The sequence below is a fragment of the Siphonobacter sp. BAB-5385 genome (assembly GCF_002261125.1).
Taxonomy (GTDB): domain Bacteria; phylum Bacteroidota; class Bacteroidia; order Cytophagales; family Spirosomataceae; genus Siphonobacter.
Genome location: NZ_NMPS01000265.1, coordinates 1 through 17,519, shown reverse-complemented (window position 1 = coordinate 17,519; position 17,519 = coordinate 1). Strand labels below are relative to the sequence as shown.

Below are 17,519 nucleotides of genomic sequence, written 5' to 3'. Positions count from 1 at the left end.
TTTTTGGTGCGGGAAACAGATCGGATTGATCTCCGATTCACTGACCGCAAAGCCCGCTTTGGGCGTGTGAGCGATCTTGTTTTCTAAGAACTCCTGATAGTTATTCATGGGTGGGTACCTCCTCGTCTTTTACGGAAATCCACTCGGATTCCTGGATGGTGTAATCGCACATTTCGCAGTCGTGCAGGTAGGTGGGAAAGGGGTAACTATCCCGGATTACCGCGTGCTGAACGTGTCCGCAGTCGGGGCAGCGGATGACATCTGTTACGTCCATGATGATTGAATTGAAGAGAACTCTTTTACTGATTTCATATGCGGTAAGTCATTTCATGCAGAAAATCACTGACGCACCTTTGCCGTCGAATAATGACAATCGCAGGGCTGCTTTGACTCAGCGGTTCATTTTGGCTAAAGCATAAATCTCAGCTGGGGTCTGGCTGGGATTTATTATGCTTCTACCTGAGAAGCCTGCTTAGGGTTGATAAACTGATTTTGAATTAACCAGGCCTCATCCTCGGGATGGTGATTGAGCTCCTCTTCCGCATTCAGGATCTCGATCGCCCGGCGAAACTCCCAGCAAAGCCAGGCTACGTATCCAAAGCCTCCCAGCATGGCCATGACTGCATACATCTTTTCCATTGCTTAATTTTCCAAGGTTAGTTTTCATTACCAAACTCTACAGAAGGCCTCAGACTTGGGCCAGAAGCCTCGAACTGTATCCAGTTGAACATCTCCCCTATCCGGTCCGCTAATCGCCCGCCATACGCGGTTTTTAAATCCTCAAGGCTTCCGTTAGTCGTGGCGTGGAAGCGGAAGTACTGTCCGACGCACTTGCTGTAGATCTTTTCCAGCAGCCCCTGCATTACGTTCTGACGGTCGGAAAAGTGGTGGCCTTCGCCTTCCGTACCCAGATCATCAAAGCACCAACCAATTGAGTCATGCCAATACTGGGAGCGGTAGGCGTTGGGAATCGGTAGCGTGTAAAGACCTATTCCCTCTTCTCCTCCGCTTTTGGCACTCTTGAACTTTTCGACCACGTCCCGAACCGATACCAGGCTAAAGGGCTCGATGGCAAAGTGACGCTCGCCTACTTCCAGCTTGCCAAAGAGTTTCATCAGCACCGTCTTTCCGGATCCGGGTGGTCCTGAAAGCAGGATTCCCTTGGAAAGCGAGTAGTTGAGCCGGAGCCTGCGTCCTTCGTGCTCAAAGCGAGGGTCCCGGGCAAAGTACAGACACAGCAGCTGGAGTATTCCCTCTTCGTAGGCATCGGGCGTAAAGGGCTTCTCCCAGTGCTCCGCTTTGGATAGGCTGTGGCCCGACAGGCAAACCAGATGGTAAATGTCGGTTGAGGAAAGCTCGGGCCGTGGGGGGCGGATCATGCGGATGGCGTCCAGATAGGCCCTTCTTCGTCGGTAGGCATCCTGCCGCTCTTTTTTAAAGCCCCGCTGCTTGAAGATTTCTCCTTCGGTGGGCTCTCTTCCCAGAATTCGGTAAAACTCCTGCATTTCGGCGGCGGAAAGCTCCGGCAGGCCGTCCTCGCTAAGCAGCTCATAGCTTGACTCCTGAGAACTTCCCGGGCTTTCTTGGTCCCGGCTCTGGTTTGGGCCGTGGCTCACTAGCAACTGGGATAAGGGAGCCGGACTTTGGTTTTGATTTTCCATGCGTTTGCGGGTTATCTTTTGCTGGGTTAAAGCCGTTGAGGCTGGAGATCATTTTCATGAAGTGTTCAGCGGCCAGCTCGAAGCTGTCCCACTGCACACCCCGGGCACCGTTGAAGCGGATGAAGTGAGCGATGAACTCGCGGTAGTCTTCGTCCGAGTCCCGTTTGATCGATTTGATTTTCAAACAGGCGTGCTCGCGGCACCTGGGATTTTCAAACAGCCACTCGGAAATTTGCTCTGGAGAAGGGCCCACGGGGATGAGGTTTTTGATCTTCTCCCGATTGGCCTTGACAAAGGGCGGCGTTTCACCTGTTTCGAAAAATTCAGAATCGCCTTTTTTATCTTCTTCTAAGTTTTCTTTTTCTAAAGTTTTAGAAGAAGTATTAATAACCCCTATAGTCCCCTTGACCGCATCAGTATTTAATGTGCTAACCTCTTCCAGAGCATCACTTTCTGATGTCGTGCAATAATTGAGAGCATCATTTTCTGATGTGCTGATTTCTGAATAATTCTCACTTTGGTCATTCAGGGCATTAATATTTGATGTGCTTACTAGTTTCAGAGCATCACTTTTTAATGTGCTGTCGGTTTCATCAACATTCAGAGCATCAATATTTGATGCTGTGGAATTTTTCAGGACATCAATATTTAATGTGCTAACGGTTATCAATAAACGTACAAGTGCAGGAGTAGCTGCATTGCGTTCCGGACGCTTAATTTGAATCAGCCCCCCGTCACGCAGGATACGTAGTGCTTTTAGATAAGTGTTCTCTCCGCCCCAGCCATTCTCTTCCATTGCTCCCTTTTTGGCTACTGTAATCAGTTGCGGCCAAAACTGACGGTTGGCTTCTTTGAGGATGTAGAAGTAAAGGGCTGTGGCCGCATCGGAGGCCCCTTTCCCTTGGCTTCTTTTCCACTCGTAGAACTGATTTAAGTAGTCGAAAATAGTCACGGCACAAGGCGGTATTAAAACTGATCAGGTGATGTGATAGTCCGTTCTTGACGGTAAAGTGTAGCACAAGACACGTTATGCTGTTTCATGAGCGTGTAAGCCACGGAGCGGGCCGTTTCAATCCCGAGGGCTACTTTAATTTCACCGCCTACAGCGACTAGAAACATTAGCTGCTCAGCCTCGACGTTCTGATCCGTTGGGCATACAATTCGCTCCCGAGGCTTAAGAGTAGCTAACAGTTCAGGCGACAGTTGAAGTCCAGGGGCTGCAATCCGATTCGGCTCCGGATTAAGAATGAAGAAGGGTTCCCCTCCTTGGTTAATAAAAGGTCCAGTCACGTCCGCTTTCTGATCACCCACCAAATCATCCACAATCACTTCGATGGCCGCCGGCATAAGAAGCGTTGACGTCCAGCTTTTACCAAGCTGCCAGCCGCTATCCCCTTTGCGAATGATCTTTTCTTTGACCAGGAAACTCTTATTCTGCATTTCCTTTAAAAGGCCATCGGGCATACGAAACTGCTTGATGATGGCAAGCATCCCACCCTCTACTTTGAAGAAATAGTACTTGGATAGATTTTTATCCAGCCAGCCTACAAACCCTTGTACATCCGGTTGATTGTTCATTGATTTATGAAAATTAAGGTATGGCATTCCCTGCTCATCCGGGCCAGCAAAGCCAGCCGGTGAGTCGTTGATCCAACCCAATCCGTTTTCTAACGGATGAGCAGGGAATAGATGCGTTAAGCTGCTTTGGCTGGTTCGATGATTTCCAGAATCGGCGTTTTCTTGACTTCCAAAATCTCCCAGTCGGTAGACTTACCCCAGGCGGCGATCACATCCGCCACGGCATCGAGTACACTGTTAGCCTGGACGAGTACCACCGTTTTGGTGAGCTTGATTTTCTTGCTCTTTTCATTAAAGGTTTCAATGCCTACAATGGCCTTATAAAAGGGCAGACTACTGTCATTTTCATTGTAAATAATCTCGGATACCTTGTACTTGCGTACCGCATCAACACTTATTCCGGATCCTGCGTACTGAACGGTTGTGGCTTCGGCGTCGGTAATACTGACGGCCTCGGCTAAACGCAGGTCTTTGAAAGTTTTCAGCTTGCCCGATTGTGGATCAACGTCGGTCCGAAAAGAGGTGGTTAAATATTTCATGTAGGTAGTTAAGTTTGGGATTCAAGTGACAAGGACAGGATTCGAACCTGCAAGACCTAAATAACCAGAGGGGCTCTTTCAGAGCGTTTAAGCTAGACAGCCTTTCGGCCTGGGGACTTCACCCGTTTTCAATCTGCTTAGTCTTTGCTCACGTAGTCTGAACGCTGCATGATTATTGATCCATTACTGTGCACCGTAACTGCCTTTCCAATTCAGCCACCTTGTCCTATTCTTACTCTTCCAGAATCATCCCCGGCCCATTGGGTTGCTGTAACAATAGCAACGTGGAATTGAGCGAGTCAGAGAGTACTTTATTCTGAGCTTGCAGGTTATGGTTCTGCCAGCGTAAGTCTTTGATTTCCTGTTCATAGGAATCACAGCCGCAGGAAGTGAGGAGTACGCCAGTGATGAGAATGAGTGCCTGTTTCATAAAAAAAGGAAGAAGTGTTTTGTAAAGCACATATACGCTAAGGACGATGATAGCGACGTGCAGCAGCTTCTTTTTCATTGACTTACCCGGTGGGCGAGCACGAGTCCAACGATAAATACGCCCAGAAAAAACAGACTCCAAAACACCGCCAGCAGACAGTCGGGGGCCTCAAAGTAGAACGCGATCAGATATACCGTAAGGGAGAATCCGGCCAGCGTACCCGCAATGCAGAGCGTGATGGCTCCGGCTTCGAACTCCTCATCCGAGTCCCAGGTGCCTTTTAAAACGGCCCAGCTACTTCTGTAGCGAAACGCAAACGCTTTCACAATGGACAAAGAGGCGACATAGCTACGCAAATCCCGCGTGGCGGTAAGGATCAGATGCATGGTAGTAGAAAATTAAATGTGATTAGTAAAAACGGGCAATCAGAATATCGTCGTAAGTAACCTGAACTTCGGTACGCTTGAGACCTTCGACCTCTTGCCATTTCGTCTTAGCCCAGTCCTTTTCAGTAAGCCGCTGACACTGCTCGCCAATGACCCGTAGCAAAAAGTCTAAATCTTGTACTCCCCTCTTCCATTGCCAGTACGCTTTATTCAGACTAATGAACAGCGTTTTATAAGCGGGGATAAACTGAGCCTTGTACTTGTGATAGTAGATGCTCTGGTACTGAATAGGTTTCATGGTGTGGTATACCGTTACATTCAGGTGTGGATCGATTACGGTAATCAAATAGTTTTCCATGATCGAGAAATAGTGGTGGTCTCTGTACTCGCCTCAGGGCACAGCCCCAAGGCAGTAGCATTACTCCACTTTAACTTACTCGCTTACCGCCAAGTCAGCGAGTACAGAGACCTTATGCTGATTTATACTCCCGGAGGTAGTTGTCCAGGGCTTTCTTAGTAATCCGTACCGTTTTTGCATCCTCAACGGCTTCCAGCTTGCCCTCCCGACGCAGGCGGTCAATGGCCTGAGGATTGGGTTTACCGTTTGCTGACAGTAGCCGCAGGTAACTGGCAGCCTCTTCTTTGGTGAAAACTTCCTGAGCCGGTGGAAGCGTGGCAGCGTATTCGCGTATAGCCAGTACGGCTGCTTCTTTGAGCATCGCCTTCAATTCCTGAGGCTGCATCGTAATGAGTTGAATAGCGGGCGTATTCATAGTGCTATTTCAGTAGTAGGATTAATTACCTCACCCCTTGAAAGGGCTTCTATTTCCGAATGCATTTTTTTAACTCTTGAGTACACCACTTAGCAACTTCCAAAGGAGGCATTGTAGGAGGATTTTTACGAACCCATTGAAGAAGAACTCCGCGACCGTATTTCTTCTTCTTTTCTCCAAATTGCTGAGTTAAAAACCGATCAATGAATTCTGACTTGTCGTTGAAATTCAATTTCCGGTAATCCGTCACCCAGACCAGAAAAGGGCTCGTTTTCGCCGTTTGGTCGTAATTTGTTGGGATTTCCTTCATTTTGCATTTGTTTTGCATCACATTGACATTACAAATGTTTACATAATTTGTGTACAATGCAATAATTTGTGTAAATATTTTCACTTATCATGCTCTATAAAAATGCAAAATCCTGAATCACAGCGTATTAAAGAACTAAGAGGGACTGAAACATTAAGAACTTTTGGCGAGAAGTTTGGTCTTTCACATTCTACAGTTGCTGCTATTGAGCAAGGGAAACAAAGTATATCAATACCAATGGCTAAGAAAATAGCTGATATTTATAATGTTTCATTAGACTGGCTGTACGGCCTGACCGACCAAAGAGAAGTTAATTACACAAAAAATAACCAAGACCTTACAGGTGTTGTTGCAGAAAGTAACCAAGAGTACAAAGGTGGGATGGGTGCTGATGGGTGGAGTCGCCTCGTAGAAGAGAAAGACAAGCAGATCGAACTATTGACTTCGTTTCTGAAAAACCGTGAGGTTGATCTGGCAGATTGCAGAAACCAAGTAGCTTACTTTAAAAACTTGTATGACCAGAATTCTTCCTCGAAATAACATTTTACAATATTTCGACGAGTGGTTTTAAGATTTGCTGATAACCTTCTACTATTGAACGTATATTAAAGAAAACCCTATCGATACACCTTAACTTAACCGCCAATATGTCCGCCGATCAAATTGAAGCTCTGGAGCGTCTCGCACGCCTCAAAGAGCAGGGTATTCTTACGGATGAAGAAGTACAAAAGCAAAAAGCAGTCATACTAGGCTATCAGCCACATTCTGAAGCGATAAATATTGCTCCATCAATCCCGCCTCAAGTATCTAAGACATCTCCAAACCAGGTTGCTGGCAAAGATTCATCAGGTAATGTCATTACCTTTTTGATTTTTGCTGTATTTGGCATTTTTCTAGCTTACATACTTTATAGTTCTTTCATAGAAGATGACGCCCGTAAGGCAGTCAAACGATCAGAACCAGCCCACATCAAACGCGTCACTGGATTAGTTAATGATGATCAAATCCTTCAAGCCAAAGCTTACGCCGATTCCATTATCGAAAACAGTAAACATAAAGACAAACTAGGAAGACTAGGATTGGTCCGTGATACGCTTATAAAAGCTACAGAGGATGAATTTCTTGAACAAACTATAATCAATCTTCGAAAGTCAACCACGGATTCAATCAAAAAGGGTAAATACCCTAAATTTTTCAATAACACTCACATCAATACTTATTTCGCCAGTCAAGTCCGTAATAATCTGGGGAATAGAAAAGCGTTAATTGAAAGGAACGATCGTCGTCAAGAAATTTTAGGCAATGCCAGAGATAAGGCTATGGCCAGCCGCTACTTCAAAACCGGCAGAAATAGAGATTGGGAAAGGGAGATTAAATCACAATTGAAAGACCCTGGAAGTTTTGATCATGAAAATACTGTTTTTGAAGTTACCTCAGGTACTATTCATGTTGCAACGAAATTTAGGGCCAAAAACAGCTTTGGTGCCCTTGATATTAGTTACGCAGAAGGCCTGATAGACTTGTCATCGGGAGCTATACTTTCATGTAAAGTAGCAAATTAGTTAGTCTATGTTCAAAGAGTGGCGGCTCCTTGTGTCTATTCTTTCGTTGCTACGCTATACTTACAGCAAGCACACATCAAAGCGATAAGTCGGTCATTCTGTAACACCCGCTCTTCATGGGTAAGGTTCACATCAGGTGTTGCCAGAGCACGGGTCAGCGTGGATTTGATGTCCTGCTGCCAAAGCTCGGGAGATTGTATTTCAAGTAACTCATTTTTGTGTTGGGTGCAGCGGTCATTCATAGTGGACAAATAGTTAAGCGGTGGTTATTTTAATGATTCAAACTTATGCCATCCTTTAATCAATGTCAATACATTTGAATAATAAATTTATTTATTATCTATATTTTTTAATCAAATTTCAAATTTTAGCCTCCACCATTGGAAAATTATTTGTAACTATGAGCATTGTTGTACTTGAAGACTTTAGTCGTGTATCCTCCCTAACACCAGGTTATTGTTCTCACATGGCTGAAAGTGCTGCCCATTGTCTTTATTCGCAAGGCCATGCATCTGGTATAAGTTTAGCTGTGTCTAATCAAGACGGGGATACATCATTAGAATTAAAATGGAATATTCCGAACGATGAAAGGTTAAACAAAACTTACCGGGATAGAAAGAAAACAACCGATTTTGGTGCAATGGCCATAACTGTACACATGGTTTGCGAGTATACTCCATTCGATGAAATTTTACTATCAGAAACAGGAGATGGAGTAGACATGTGGCTTTCGAACACAAATGAAAGCTTTGGGTTGGGTGCAAGACTTGAAATTTCTGGAATCTTAAAAGAAACTCAAACTAATAAGCCCCAGTACAGACTCAGTGTGAAGAAAAAACAGACTGAAGCTTCTGATAGCACAAATATTCCCGCTTATGTATCAATTGTTGAATTTAGCAAACCAGCTGCAATTTTTATAAAGAAATGAGCGAGAAGGTTAACATAAAAGCTACACATATTGAAGCTATGCGACTGTCATCTTTGGCTATGAAAGCTAAAGATGAGGGGCGTGTCTCTGATAGCTTAAGTCTATACAGCGATGCTTTTGCAATGGAGAAAATTGTAGCATTGTCATTATTAAATCAACTGGAAAACGAACCAACTCGCTCTGTGATTTTTAGAAGTGCGGCTTCTCTAGCAATGAAAGCTCACTTATATCGCGATGCGGAACAAATGATTGGCTATGGTATTGGAGGCAATGCACCAACAGAGATTTTAGAAGAATTAAAGAATCTTTACGAAGATATAAATTTCCACAGGCACCTTAGTCTCAAAGAGGAACTTGTCAGTACAGCTGAATTTCAATTATCTTTCAGCGGTCCTGGAATTGGATATGGAGTTGCACCCGCCAAACAAGTGAATGAAAGAATAACTGTGGTAGAGCACCTAGTTATAAGGAGTGCCGAGAGAATACAAGGTTTACCTTATAGAACTAAGGGTAAACCTGATAAGAACATTAGAGACCTAGTAACCTTTTACCTTGGAGTGCCACAAGCGGCAAGTTATGCTTTAAAAATTAAACTTGGCAAAATAGATAACTTACATCAAATATCTCTCTTTGAATCTTTTGACCCAAGCTATGACGTATACTCTTTCCAAAAGCAACTTATTAACGAAATAGTGACTGGAATTGAATTGATAGAAAAAGAAGACTCCATAGCTTTAAAAGAAATGATTCCAGACGAAAACTATTTAAACAATTTCACATCGCTAACCAAGGCTTTAGCTCCAGATGGAAAAATTGTAAATCAAGTAGGCTTTACAATATCAAGAGAAGGCCGTGAAAAGCAAGTATCTTTGAGAAAAAGTTCATACAAAATTCATGAATCTATAACTATTAAAAATGACGAATTTGATGATAGAGAAGAATTGAAAGTTAAAGGTGAACTTAGAGGAGCTAATTCGATTAAAAATAATATCAGAATTTATATTTCAAGCTCTAAATTTTTAACTTTAAATGTTCCAGAAGGTTTAAATGACATTGTTAAACTTCATTGGGATGAAACCGTTGAAGTCACTTATAAAAAACTTAATAAAAATGGATTAACATTAATTAGCCTTGATAAAGTTAATTAACAAATACAATTCCCATTCAATTTTCAACCTGAACCCAATTAATTCATAATCAATTATCTCACCTTTTAACTAAAATCATGGATTTACCTAATTACTTGGATATTGATCGCACTATTGAATCTATGGAAGGAGGAGATTCAATCAAACATTTTGATGATTACCTAGAGTTATTACAAGACTATGCAAGAGATGAGAAGGAAGAAGGAATTCTTGCATTAGCTATTGATAAGGGACCTGGAGCATTGTCTGCGAAACAAAGGTTCGTACTTTCAATGCTGATGGAAAAGTACCCACTAACTAGTTGCGACGTTTGCGGAGTAGCAATGGTAGATGAATCACCCAATGATTCAGATGCTAGCCATTTTTGTGAATTCCATGAACAACACCTTAAAGATTTAATTGACAAAGACTAAAATTATATAATTATTAAAGGGGTCAAAATCAGTTATAACCCCTTTAATAATTATATAATTGCAGCTCAAATACTTATCTGATAATATAATTTTAAGTAAAAATTATATTATCAGATGAAAATAGTTAATAATAAAAATTAAAAATATTCATATCGACATAGCCATTATGGTTAGAATATTTACGTATTTCTCTAGTTGCGATTGCCTATTTTGGCTTTTAGTAGGCATATCTACCTTTAGTACTATGTTTAGAATGACAGTTCTTTACATGAAAAATTCAATAATCAAATATTTGCTTGTCGTTATTTCATACATAGGAGCCTCTTTTTTTTAATTATGGGATTATTCAATCAATTTGGGTATCCTATAGATCCAAATAAAATAGAAGCCGGAGTGTTTCCCTATGGATTTATTTTTATAGTATGTATAAGTTATCTTTTATTCTATTTCAAAAAGAAGCAACAATTCTGGTATGGGATCATTGAAGCAATGTTTGCTCTATTTGCTTGTTGGTTTTTAGTAAAAACCCAAGTTTCTCAATTAATACAATCTAACCAAATCATTGATTATGTATCAATTGGGTCAACTGTGTATTTAACTGTTCGTGGGTTTTCTAATATTTCAGATGGTTACGAAAAAGAAACATTTTTTTTTAATAGAATTATAAAAAATATTTTTGATTAATTAACATACTTTTTTTTAATTTTTAATTAATTACAAATGGAAGAAGACTACTCCCACCTTCATGAAATTAAGTACTCGGAAGACTACAATCGTAGCTACGATACCATTTACATTGCCGAAATTCAGCACTTGGGTTTAAGAACGTATCGAGTCCTAAAGGATAAAGACGATATGATTCTTGACAATAAAGTTGATGCCCAGTTTGAGAAATGGGACCAACAATGGGCAAGAACTGATGCCAAAACTAAAAAAGCTACAGAAAAGTACTTTGGCACTCAGCATGCAGAAGAAGTTACTAATGAAGCTAAAATGGCTTTGTATAGAACTGAAAATATTTTAAAATATACTCTGGATGTTGATGATACAGTTGACTGGAATACATTGAAAGATCATAAGGTATTCAACGCTGTCAATCCTAAAACTGGTATTCTTAGTGAGATTGGCAAAGTACCTCTTCCAGAGCCCCCAGAGTATTCGGCCTTACCCGAAAAACCAAACTTAGCTAACTTTCAACCTACTCTTTCCTTTTTTGATAAGATTCTTAAGTCTTCCAGAGAGAAAAAACAGCAGCAGGCAGAATACTTCTTCAATGTCGCAGTTAAAGATTGGGAAGCGAAGGTAAAAGAAGTAGAAGATAACAACCAAGTGATTGAGCAGGCTCACTACCGCTCCCAGCAAACCTATGAAAAGAAAATTCAGTCTATAGAGAAGAAAGCTCAAAAAGCTGAAGACGAATGGAACAAGGAAAAGGAAGCTTATTACGAAAAGCAGACCGCATATAATGAGAACATCGATCACTTAGAGCGCTTGTATTTAAGCAAAGACCCCGTATCGGTGATTGAATATTGCGAGCTAGTGCTTAACAATTCGGAATACTTTGACCTTTTTTCAAAAGACTTTGACTTGGAATACAATCCAGAAACAAAGCTTCTGATTGTGGAGTATGTACTTCCGGCTCCTGACACATTGCCAAGACTTACTGAATTAAAGTACATAACTTCTAAAAGCGAATTCAAAGAATCGTTTCTCTCTGACAGTCAATATGAAAAGCTATACGACGCTACGATATATAATATCACGCTTCGAACGATCCACGAGCTTTTTGAAGCTGATAAAGCCGATGCTCTTTACACGATAGTGTTTAACGGCTGGGTTAATGCAGTAAACAAGGCTACTGGCAATAACGTAAACAACTGCATTGTGTCTCTTCAAACGCATAAGGATGAGTTTATGGCTATTGATTTAAGCCGGGTTGATCCTAAGCTTTGTTTTAAAAACTTAAAAGGCGTCAGTGGTAGTAAGCTTGCAGGTATTCCGGCCATCAAACCATTAGTTCAGCTTAATAAGGATGATAAGCGCTTTGTAGCCTCGTATGAGGTCTCGTCTCAAATAGATGAAGGCTTCAACTTGGCGGCTATGAAATGGGAGGACTTTGAGCACCTGATCCGGGAACTCTTCGAAAAGGAGTTCAGCACTGAGGGTGGTGAAGTTAAGGTCACCCGTGCCAGTAGAGACGGAGGTGTTGATGCAGTTGCTTTCGACCCTGATCCAATTCGTGGCGGTAAGATAGTGATTCAGGCCAAGCGGTATACCAATACAGTTGGCGTATCAGCAGTCCGTGACTTATACGGAACCGTCATGAATGAAGGAGCAAACAAAGGCATTTTGGTTACAACAGCTGATTTTGGACCAGACTCCATCGAGTTTGCTAAAAACAAGCCTATTACACTTATCAGTGGTAGTAATCTCCTATTCTTACTGGAAAAACATGGTCAAAAAGCTAGAATTGATTTAGCTGAAGCCAAGTACCTTCAGGACCGAAAGTAGCTATAAGCCTTATGACCCATCTCGAAGCACTCGTCGCCCAGTACCTCGGCATCAAAGATTTGATGTTTGAGTTTGCTGTGGACCAATCCGGTTTTTTGCTTCGTCTGGCAGGTGCCCTAGCCAAAAAGGAACTGGAGATACGCAGAGAGATGGGGCACAAGCCCAGGTACGTACTCATGATCGGGGAAACGGAGTATGAGCTGATTCGGTACATGAATAAGCTTCAGATAAAGCGAATTGCAGCCGAATGAATAAAGCCCGGATACCTGGGCTTTATTCATTATCACCAAAAATAGCCGAGTGAGCTATATCCTGCCCTTCCAGGTCTAAGCTATCCAAATACCGCTGCGTCGTATCAAAGCTGGAGTGAGCCATCAAAAGCCGTATGGCGTCAATGGTGATACGCGGATCTTTCTTCATCATCCGGCGGGCCTTATCGGCAAAAGAATGCCGGGCCGTATGGAAGGTAATTTTCTTCCCGCTTAATAAGTCTTTTGTCAATCGCTCTAAGGCTTTATTGATCCGGTTTCGAGTATTGCCCACTTTAGAGGCCAATACCTTACGAACTTCAAACGGCATTTTACCCCGCTCTTCCGGAGTTATGTAGGAGGCATAAGGAGCATGGTTATCCAGAATCGGGAAAAAGAACTCTTCTGGTTTTGCTCCTTCTCGTTTATATTTCAAAAGAATGGGTAAAGCCTCCTTTCGAATCGGCAGGGACCGGGCTTTATTATTCTTACTCATTACATAGGAAATCCGGCCGGTCTCGAAATTCACATCCGCTACCCGAAGCAAATACATGTCCTTACCCCGAATGCCGGCATGATAATACGAGATTAAGTATAAGTCGATGGCCAGCTTGTCATCCCGGATCAGGCCTTTGGTTGGGGCCACGGGTTGAAGCTGCCTGAGCAGGTCAATTTCGTTTTCCCTTAATCGTGCCTTATGTACGGGAAGCGATTTGGGATATTCGATGTCTTCGAAAGGATTGCCCTTGAGCTTCCATTTTTTTGCTGCTTTCTTAAAAATCGAATGGTAGTTCTTTAAATAATTCCGCACGGTGTTGTTGCCCGCGTGAGACAACAGATAATCCTGAAATTTCTGAGCCTGCTCGGTGGAAATTTCCTCGATTAGGGTATCTGGTCCAAAATAGGCAATGATATGATTGTAGATGGTCCGCTTCTGCTCGTAATTTGAAATCGATTTCTGAATTGTAGCCTCTTCCAGCATCAAGTCAAATACAGTAGCCAGGGTAATGCCCTGCTGGGTTAGTTTACCAATGAGATGTTCGGGCTGAACATCATCCCCCAGGGAAAGGTATTTATTGCGGTACTCCTCAATAAACTGAGTTAAGAGCTGATTGAGTTGCCTATATTTAGCATGCGTTCTTCGAACCCATTCGCCGTATTTAGCCGAAGGGTTATAATACTTCTTTTCTAAAAGGACATCCGTCTTGATTCGTTTGTGCTTTCGGTTAACGGTGATGCGTAATACAATTGAGTGCAGACCTTCACGATTGGAGCGAGGGGAAAGCTCGTAGTTAAATGAAACAGCCATATACTTACAGAAACATTTGCAGAAACAAATACGTCATTATTTGTGGTTTCTGCAATAGACTGAAGGGCTTTTTTTGAAATGCCAGTAATGATTTTCAAGTGTTTATCTATGTATCTATTTCTAGTTGTAAACCAATCCATATTCTTGCGAAATGGTTAGAAAAGTTGATGATTATGGCTAGAAAAAATAGTGATTAATGTTCTTCCTTTAGCTCATAGGCAGGTTTTCCCAGGATCATAGCTCTGTCGCCTCTACCCGTAAGAGAAGTGCCCTCTGAATGCGTATTGATTCGTACATTCGTTACCTTGTTAGCTTATACGTCAATCGTGTAGGGACTCCCTTGCCCATGCCTGGTATGCTGAATTCAATACTGCCTGCCCGTACGGTTAGAGGTAAACAGAACTTTTGTATTTTTTAAAAATGAATTTTATAACTCCTGATCAACCCATTCCCCTCTATACCCTGGAGCAGGACCCCGTACTAGGCAGCCCGCTATTCAGTATGGCCCGATTTGAAGGAACGCTCACCCATCACTCCGAACTACTGATTCCCCACCGAAAGGACTACTACTTGCTGGGATTCATTCGGCAGGGTGGCGGGCGACATTGGGTAGATATGATTCCCTACGAACCGAAAGATCGGACCTTCTATTTTTTTGCCCCGCAACAGATTACAGTCAAGGAAGAGCCTAAACCCACCTGGGGTACTGCCTTTGCTTTTACGCAGGAATTTCTGGCTTTGCAGGAAAACACGATGTTAAGGACTCTTCCAATGATCCAGAATCCGGAAAATGGGCACGAACTGGCTCTGTCTGAAGCAGATGTCGTGTTTGTAGAAGACTTGCTGGATAAAATTTATTCCGAGTATCAGACTTCGGGCGTATGGCATCAGCGAATGCTGTCGGCCTACCTGCAGGTGCTGCTCACGTATTTGAGCCGATTGTACACGGAGCAATTTGAGCGTAAGACTTTTTCAGCGGAAACTCAACTTCTGAAAAAGTACCAGGCGGAAATCAACAAGCATTTTCATCAACTTCATCAGGTCAGTGATTACGCCTCGCTGCTGCATGTATCGGCGGGGTATCTAAGTGAAGTCATCAAAGCCCAAAGTAGTAAATCAGCCATTACGCATATTCATGATCGGTTAGTACTGGAAGCCCGCCGACTGCTGTTTCACTCCGAACAATCGCTGAAGGAAATCGCTTTCGGACTGGGTTTTGCGGACGCTTCCTATTTTAGTCGCTTCTTTAAAAGGGAAACGCAGGTCACCCCAGCCGAGTATCGGGCAGCTACCCGAAGAATGTACCAGTAATACCGAAAAATGTGTTTCAGTGAGCGGAGGGGCCCCTTCTACCTTTGTCTCAACAAAAAACAACTGAAACATGAAGACTGTATTGATTACCGGAGCTAACAAAAGTATTGGTTTTGAAACCGCTCGTCAACTCTTACAGAAAGGCTATTACGTGTATCTGGGTAGTCGCGATGCTCAAAAAGGCCAGCAGGCCGTTGATCAACTCAAAGCCGAAGGATTAACCCAGGTTGAAACCCTTACCATCGATGTTGATCGACCTGAATCCATTCAGGCGGCCCGTGAAGTACTCGGACAGAAAACGCAGGCACTGGATGTACTCATCAATAATGCGGGCATCAGCGGCGGATTTCCTCAAACCGCTGCGGAGGGAAACATTGAAACCTTCCGCCAGGTGTTCGAAACCAACTTCTTCGGCGTCATTAAGACCACTCAGGCTTTTCTGGATTTACTCCGGGCTTCTTCTGCACCCCGCATTGTAAATGTGACTTCGGGTTTAGGTTCACTAACGCTGCATAGTGATCCGAGCTGGAAGTATTATGCCGTGAAGGGAGCCTATTACACGACTTCCAAAGCCGCCCTGAATGCCTACACCATTGTGCTGGCACATGAATTGCGGGATACGGCTTTTAAAGTAAATGCCGTAGATCCGGGCTACACGGCCACGGATTTCAATCACCACAACGGTACCGGTACCGTGGCAGATGCTGCCAGTCGCGTGGTAAAAGCGGCTCTGCTGGATGCTGATGGTCCAACCAGTCAATTCTTCAGTGATGACAACGCTCCGGAAACGGGTATAAGCCCCTGGTAAACGCTAGTCCAGATCGAGTGCTCAGGTAGCTGTGCCCATGGGTTACCCTATCCGAGCACTCGATTCACAATTCATTTATTCACTCTCCCCTCAATTTCTACAACGCAAGATTTAAACCTGAAACTACTTCAACCTCTTCAAACCTTAAACTCTTTCAAACCTCCCGTCCTTCAGCTCTTTTTAAGCAAAGTCATACCAAAGCCAGGATCCGGAGAAGGAATGAATTTTCCCTTTTCGATTTTATACTTACCAAAATCAATGTCTTCACTCGTGGCGGGTACGCCTTCAATAGTCGTTGTATTGCCCAGTCCACCCGCCAAATGCGTGCAGTAGTACGATTTGAGTAATTCACCAAAGGCGTGCGGTGAGGCTAGAATGCCCATTTTCTTAAGTTCGGGCATGAGTTTCCGCCAGGGAGTAAATCCGTAGCCTATGATGTCAGTCAGGTGGACGTCGATCAGTTTTTTCTCTCCCAACTCGCGTAATAATTCCTGATTGGGATTGGCTTCGCCCTCGGCCAGCAGCATTTTAGGCTTATTAGCTTTGGTCCAGGACCGCAGTTTCTGGTAGTCGGCAACCGTTTCGGCAAAGGGTTCTTCCATCCAGAAAAGTGGAATATCACCAATACCCTTCAAGTAAGCAATTGCGGTATCTGCGGTATAGCCGTCATTGGCATCCACCAGAATTTCGACATCCGGGAATGTTTTGGCCACCCGTTTAGTCACCTCAATATCACGTTTCAGCCCTTCTTCTTTCGGCATCCACATATTGCCGCGACCAATTTTAAGCTTGAGTTGCCGATACCCCAGCTCGTAATCGTGCCGACAGTTTTCGATCAGTTTATCCAGTCCTCCGGTTGCTGTCTTTACGGGCCCTTCATTGGTTTCCAGCTCATCGAAGTAAATCATCCCGCTGTAGCACTTGGTCAGGATGGGTTTTTTCTGTCCCAGCAATTCGTACACAGGCTTATTCAGGATCACACCAGCCAGATCGTGCAGGGGCACATCAAAGGACAGGGCTTTGGGATCGGTAACGCCCACAGCGGGTTGAAACACCTCCGAAACCCGTTTGCCCTTCAGATAGGCGATAGCTTCCTGATTTCGTCCCCCGTGCATTCCCCAGCCTTTGGCTCCCTGATCCGTCGTTAACGTACAAACACCCACTTTAGGGCCATAACCGTGGTTATCCCGCCGACCATTTTTACCCACAAACCGGGGCCATTTGAGTTGTACTTCGGTATAGCTGATGTCCGCAATGGTATGGCTCTGGAGATCGGCGGCAGCAGGCCAGTCAGCGGCTGCGGCAACCCAGGGTGTACTGAGCACAGCCGTAGAAGCGGCACCTTGCAGTACCTGTTGAATAAACTGTCTTCTGATCATAGGTTTAGCGTAAGAGGATTCTAACGGTGGTAAAGAAACTAAGAAAACGCCAATGATTAGTCGCTTACGTATAACAATTGTGTGGATTACTGCCAGTTACGGTTCTAGCTAGACGTAGAGGTATGCGATATATCCTGCATTTAGCGTTTCGTTATTCACCTAGACTGGGTTTGGTCCTGTAAATACGGCTGTTAGCCCGTAAGCCTTCCAGGCTGGACCTCTCCA

Annotated in this window: 24 protein-coding genes; 10 read left to right on the top strand and 14 right to left on the bottom strand. The window is 43.5% G+C overall.

Annotated features, from left to right (window positions below; translation table 11 throughout):
• Positions 1–100: 100 nt before the first annotated feature.
• The 11 genes from BWI93_RS28045 to BWI93_RS27295 form a co-directional block, all read right to left on the bottom strand.
• Positions 101–274 (bottom strand): hypothetical protein, encoded by a 174-nt coding sequence (locus tag BWI93_RS28045; protein WP_176454356.1) that lies wholly within the window; start codon positions 272–274, stop codon positions 101–103.
• 173 nt (positions 275–447) lie between these two features.
• Positions 448–639 carry a hypothetical protein gene (locus tag BWI93_RS27340; protein ID WP_094817102.1) on the bottom strand — a complete coding sequence of 64 codons (192 nt, stop codon included), beginning with the start codon at positions 637–639 and terminating at the stop codon, positions 448–450.
• A 17-nt stretch (positions 640–656) separates the two neighbouring features.
• On the bottom strand, positions 657–1,505 hold the full coding sequence (locus BWI93_RS27335; protein ID WP_094817101.1) for a hypothetical protein: 849 nt from the start codon (positions 1,503–1,505) through the stop codon (positions 657–659).
• 43 nt (positions 1,506–1,548) lie between these two features.
• Positions 1,549–2,613, bottom strand: coding sequence for a hypothetical protein (locus BWI93_RS27330; RefSeq protein WP_094817100.1), 1,065 nt, complete (start codon positions 2,611–2,613; stop codon positions 1,549–1,551).
• Positions 2,614–2,627: 14 nt separating this feature from the next.
• Positions 2,628–3,239 carry a hypothetical protein gene (locus BWI93_RS27325; RefSeq protein WP_141217627.1) on the bottom strand — a complete coding sequence of 204 codons (612 nt, stop codon included), beginning with the start codon at positions 3,237–3,239 and terminating at the stop codon, positions 2,628–2,630.
• Between the two features lie 116 nt (positions 3,240–3,355).
• Complete coding sequence (locus BWI93_RS27320) at positions 3,356–3,778, bottom strand: DUF4494 family protein (RefSeq protein WP_094817098.1); 423 nt, start codon at positions 3,776–3,778, stop codon at positions 3,356–3,358.
• A gap of 232 nt (positions 3,779–4,010) precedes the next feature.
• Positions 4,011–4,286 carry a hypothetical protein gene (locus BWI93_RS27315; protein WP_094817097.1) on the bottom strand — a complete coding sequence of 92 codons (276 nt, stop codon included), beginning with the start codon at positions 4,284–4,286 and terminating at the stop codon, positions 4,011–4,013.
• Positions 4,283–4,594, bottom strand: coding sequence for a hypothetical protein (locus BWI93_RS27310; protein WP_094817096.1), 312 nt, complete (start codon positions 4,592–4,594; stop codon positions 4,283–4,285). Before BWI93_RS27310 ends, BWI93_RS27315 begins: the two co-directional genes overlap by 4 nt.
• Before the next feature lie 22 nt (positions 4,595–4,616).
• The gene (locus BWI93_RS27305) at positions 4,617–4,952 is read right to left on the bottom strand and encodes a hypothetical protein (RefSeq protein WP_094817095.1); all 336 of its coding nucleotides are present in this window, start codon (positions 4,950–4,952) and stop codon (positions 4,617–4,619) included.
• A 112-nt stretch (positions 4,953–5,064) separates the two neighbouring features.
• Positions 5,065–5,367, bottom strand: coding sequence for a helix-turn-helix domain-containing protein (locus tag BWI93_RS27300; RefSeq protein ID WP_094817094.1), 303 nt, complete (start codon positions 5,365–5,367; stop codon positions 5,065–5,067).
• Positions 5,368–5,416: 49 nt separating this feature from the next.
• Positions 5,417–5,677 (bottom strand): hypothetical protein, encoded by a 261-nt coding sequence (locus BWI93_RS27295; RefSeq protein WP_141217626.1) that lies wholly within the window; start codon positions 5,675–5,677, stop codon positions 5,417–5,419.
• A gap of 102 nt (positions 5,678–5,779) precedes the next feature.
• Here BWI93_RS27295 and BWI93_RS27290 point away from each other — a divergent pair, with 102 nt between their 5' ends.
• On the top strand, positions 5,780–6,217 hold the full coding sequence (locus tag BWI93_RS27290; RefSeq protein ID WP_094817092.1) for a helix-turn-helix domain-containing protein: 438 nt from the start codon (positions 5,780–5,782) through the stop codon (positions 6,215–6,217).
• Positions 6,218–6,324: 107 nt separating this feature from the next.
• Positions 6,325–7,239, top strand: coding sequence for an SHOCT domain-containing protein (locus tag BWI93_RS27285; protein ID WP_094817091.1), 915 nt, complete (start codon positions 6,325–6,327; stop codon positions 7,237–7,239).
• Between the two features lie 35 nt (positions 7,240–7,274).
• Here BWI93_RS27285 and BWI93_RS27280 read toward each other — a convergent pair whose 3' ends face one another.
• On the bottom strand, positions 7,275–7,481 hold the full coding sequence (locus BWI93_RS27280; RefSeq protein ID WP_094817090.1) for a hypothetical protein: 207 nt from the start codon (positions 7,479–7,481) through the stop codon (positions 7,275–7,277).
• Between the two features lie 62 nt (positions 7,482–7,543).
• On the opposite strand from BWI93_RS27280, the gene BWI93_RS27275 reads away from it, so the two are divergent.
• The 6 genes from BWI93_RS27275 (at position 7,544) to BWI93_RS27250 (ending at position 12,490) form a co-directional block, all read left to right on the top strand.
• Positions 7,544–8,167, top strand: coding sequence for a hypothetical protein (locus tag BWI93_RS27275; RefSeq protein WP_094817089.1), 624 nt, complete (start codon positions 7,544–7,546; stop codon positions 8,165–8,167).
• Complete coding sequence (locus BWI93_RS27270; RefSeq protein ID WP_094817088.1) at positions 8,164–9,315, top strand: hypothetical protein; 1,152 nt, start codon at positions 8,164–8,166, stop codon at positions 9,313–9,315. Before BWI93_RS27275 ends, BWI93_RS27270 begins: the two co-directional genes overlap by 4 nt.
• A gap of 77 nt (positions 9,316–9,392) precedes the next feature.
• Positions 9,393–9,728: a hypothetical protein gene (locus BWI93_RS27265; protein WP_094817087.1), complete on the top strand. Its 336-nt coding sequence runs from the start codon at positions 9,393–9,395 to the stop codon at positions 9,726–9,728.
• Positions 9,729–10,064: 336 nt separating this feature from the next.
• On the top strand, positions 10,065–10,412 hold the full coding sequence (locus tag BWI93_RS27260) for a hypothetical protein (protein ID WP_094817086.1): 348 nt from the start codon (positions 10,065–10,067) through the stop codon (positions 10,410–10,412).
• Positions 10,413–10,448: 36 nt separating this feature from the next.
• Entirely contained in the window at positions 10,449–12,239 is a 1,791-nt protein-coding gene (locus BWI93_RS27255) for a restriction endonuclease (protein ID WP_094817085.1), read from the top strand.
• An 11-nt stretch (positions 12,240–12,250) separates the two neighbouring features.
• The gene (locus BWI93_RS27250) at positions 12,251–12,490 is read left to right on the top strand and encodes a hypothetical protein (protein ID WP_094817084.1); all 240 of its coding nucleotides are present in this window, start codon (positions 12,251–12,253) and stop codon (positions 12,488–12,490) included.
• A gap of 22 nt (positions 12,491–12,512) precedes the next feature.
• Here BWI93_RS27250 and BWI93_RS27245 read toward each other — a convergent pair whose 3' ends face one another.
• Positions 12,513–13,796, bottom strand: coding sequence for a tyrosine-type recombinase/integrase (locus tag BWI93_RS27245; RefSeq protein ID WP_094817083.1), 1,284 nt, complete (start codon positions 13,794–13,796; stop codon positions 12,513–12,515).
• Between the two features lie 420 nt (positions 13,797–14,216).
• On the opposite strand from BWI93_RS27245, the gene BWI93_RS27240 reads away from it, so the two are divergent.
• Positions 14,217–15,107: a helix-turn-helix domain-containing protein gene (locus BWI93_RS27240; protein ID WP_094817082.1), complete on the top strand. Its 891-nt coding sequence runs from the start codon at positions 14,217–14,219 to the stop codon at positions 15,105–15,107.
• 70 nt (positions 15,108–15,177) lie between these two features.
• Positions 15,178–15,915 (top strand): SDR family oxidoreductase, encoded by a 738-nt coding sequence (locus BWI93_RS27235; protein WP_094817081.1) that lies wholly within the window; start codon positions 15,178–15,180, stop codon positions 15,913–15,915.
• A gap of 170 nt (positions 15,916–16,085) precedes the next feature.
• Here the strand turns inward: BWI93_RS27235 and BWI93_RS27230 are convergent, their stop codons facing one another.
• A complete protein-coding gene (locus tag BWI93_RS27230) occupies positions 16,086–17,294 on the bottom strand; it encodes an enolase C-terminal domain-like protein (RefSeq protein ID WP_094817080.1) in 1,209 nt (402 codons plus the stop codon).
• Between the last annotated feature and the right edge of the window lie 225 nt (positions 17,295–17,519).

Bases quoted from the DNA above. Each gene is read 5' to 3' on its own strand.
- BWI93_RS27270 (WP_094817088.1), top strand. From the start codon at position 8,164: ATGAGCGAGAAGGTTAACATAAAAGCTACACATATTGAAGCTATGCGA.
- BWI93_RS27325 (WP_141217627.1), bottom strand. From the start codon at position 3,239: ATGAACAATCAACCGGATGTACAAGGGTTTGTAGGCTGGCTGGATAAA.
- BWI93_RS27305 (WP_094817095.1), bottom strand. From the start codon at position 4,952: ATGGAAAACTATTTGATTACCGTAATCGATCCACACCTGAATGTAACG.
- BWI93_RS27300 (WP_094817094.1), bottom strand. From the start codon at position 5,367: ATGAATACGCCCGCTATTCAACTCATTACGATGCAGCCTCAGGAATTG.
- BWI93_RS27265 (WP_094817087.1), top strand. From the start codon at position 9,393: ATGGATTTACCTAATTACTTGGATATTGATCGCACTATTGAATCTATG.
- BWI93_RS27320 (WP_094817098.1), bottom strand. From the start codon at position 3,778: ATGAAATATTTAACCACCTCTTTTCGGACCGACGTTGATCCACAATCG.
- BWI93_RS27255 (WP_094817085.1), top strand. From the start codon at position 10,449: ATGGAAGAAGACTACTCCCACCTTCATGAAATTAAGTACTCGGAAGAC.
- BWI93_RS27290 (WP_094817092.1), top strand. From the start codon at position 5,780: ATGCAAAATCCTGAATCACAGCGTATTAAAGAACTAAGAGGGACTGAA.
- BWI93_RS28045 (WP_176454356.1), bottom strand. From the start codon at position 274: ATGGACGTAACAGATGTCATCCGCTGCCCCGACTGCGGACACGTTCAG.
- BWI93_RS27235 (WP_094817081.1), top strand. From the start codon at position 15,178: ATGAAGACTGTATTGATTACCGGAGCTAACAAAAGTATTGGTTTTGAA.
- BWI93_RS27260 (WP_094817086.1), top strand. From the start codon at position 10,065: ATGGGATTATTCAATCAATTTGGGTATCCTATAGATCCAAATAAAATA.
- BWI93_RS27285 (WP_094817091.1), top strand. From the start codon at position 6,325: ATGTCCGCCGATCAAATTGAAGCTCTGGAGCGTCTCGCACGCCTCAAA.
- BWI93_RS27280 (WP_094817090.1), bottom strand. From the start codon at position 7,481: ATGAATGACCGCTGCACCCAACACAAAAATGAGTTACTTGAAATACAA.
- BWI93_RS27295 (WP_141217626.1), bottom strand. From the start codon at position 5,677: ATGAAGGAAATCCCAACAAATTACGACCAAACGGCGAAAACGAGCCCT.
- BWI93_RS27340 (WP_094817102.1), bottom strand. From the start codon at position 639: ATGGAAAAGATGTATGCAGTCATGGCCATGCTGGGAGGCTTTGGATAC.
- BWI93_RS27240 (WP_094817082.1), top strand. From the start codon at position 14,217: ATGAATTTTATAACTCCTGATCAACCCATTCCCCTCTATACCCTGGAG.
- BWI93_RS27275 (WP_094817089.1), top strand. From the start codon at position 7,544: ATGTCAATACATTTGAATAATAAATTTATTTATTATCTATATTTTTTA.
- BWI93_RS27315 (WP_094817097.1), bottom strand. From the start codon at position 4,286: ATGAAAAAGAAGCTGCTGCACGTCGCTATCATCGTCCTTAGCGTATAT.
- BWI93_RS27335 (WP_094817101.1), bottom strand. From the start codon at position 1,505: ATGCAGGAGTTTTACCGAATTCTGGGAAGAGAGCCCACCGAAGGAGAA.
- BWI93_RS27310 (WP_094817096.1), bottom strand. From the start codon at position 4,594: ATGCATCTGATCCTTACCGCCACGCGGGATTTGCGTAGCTATGTCGCC.
- BWI93_RS27250 (WP_094817084.1), top strand. From the start codon at position 12,251: ATGACCCATCTCGAAGCACTCGTCGCCCAGTACCTCGGCATCAAAGAT.
- BWI93_RS27230 (WP_094817080.1), bottom strand. From the start codon at position 17,294: ATGATCAGAAGACAGTTTATTCAACAGGTACTGCAAGGTGCCGCTTCT.
- BWI93_RS27245 (WP_094817083.1), bottom strand. From the start codon at position 13,796: ATGGCTGTTTCATTTAACTACGAGCTTTCCCCTCGCTCCAATCGTGAA.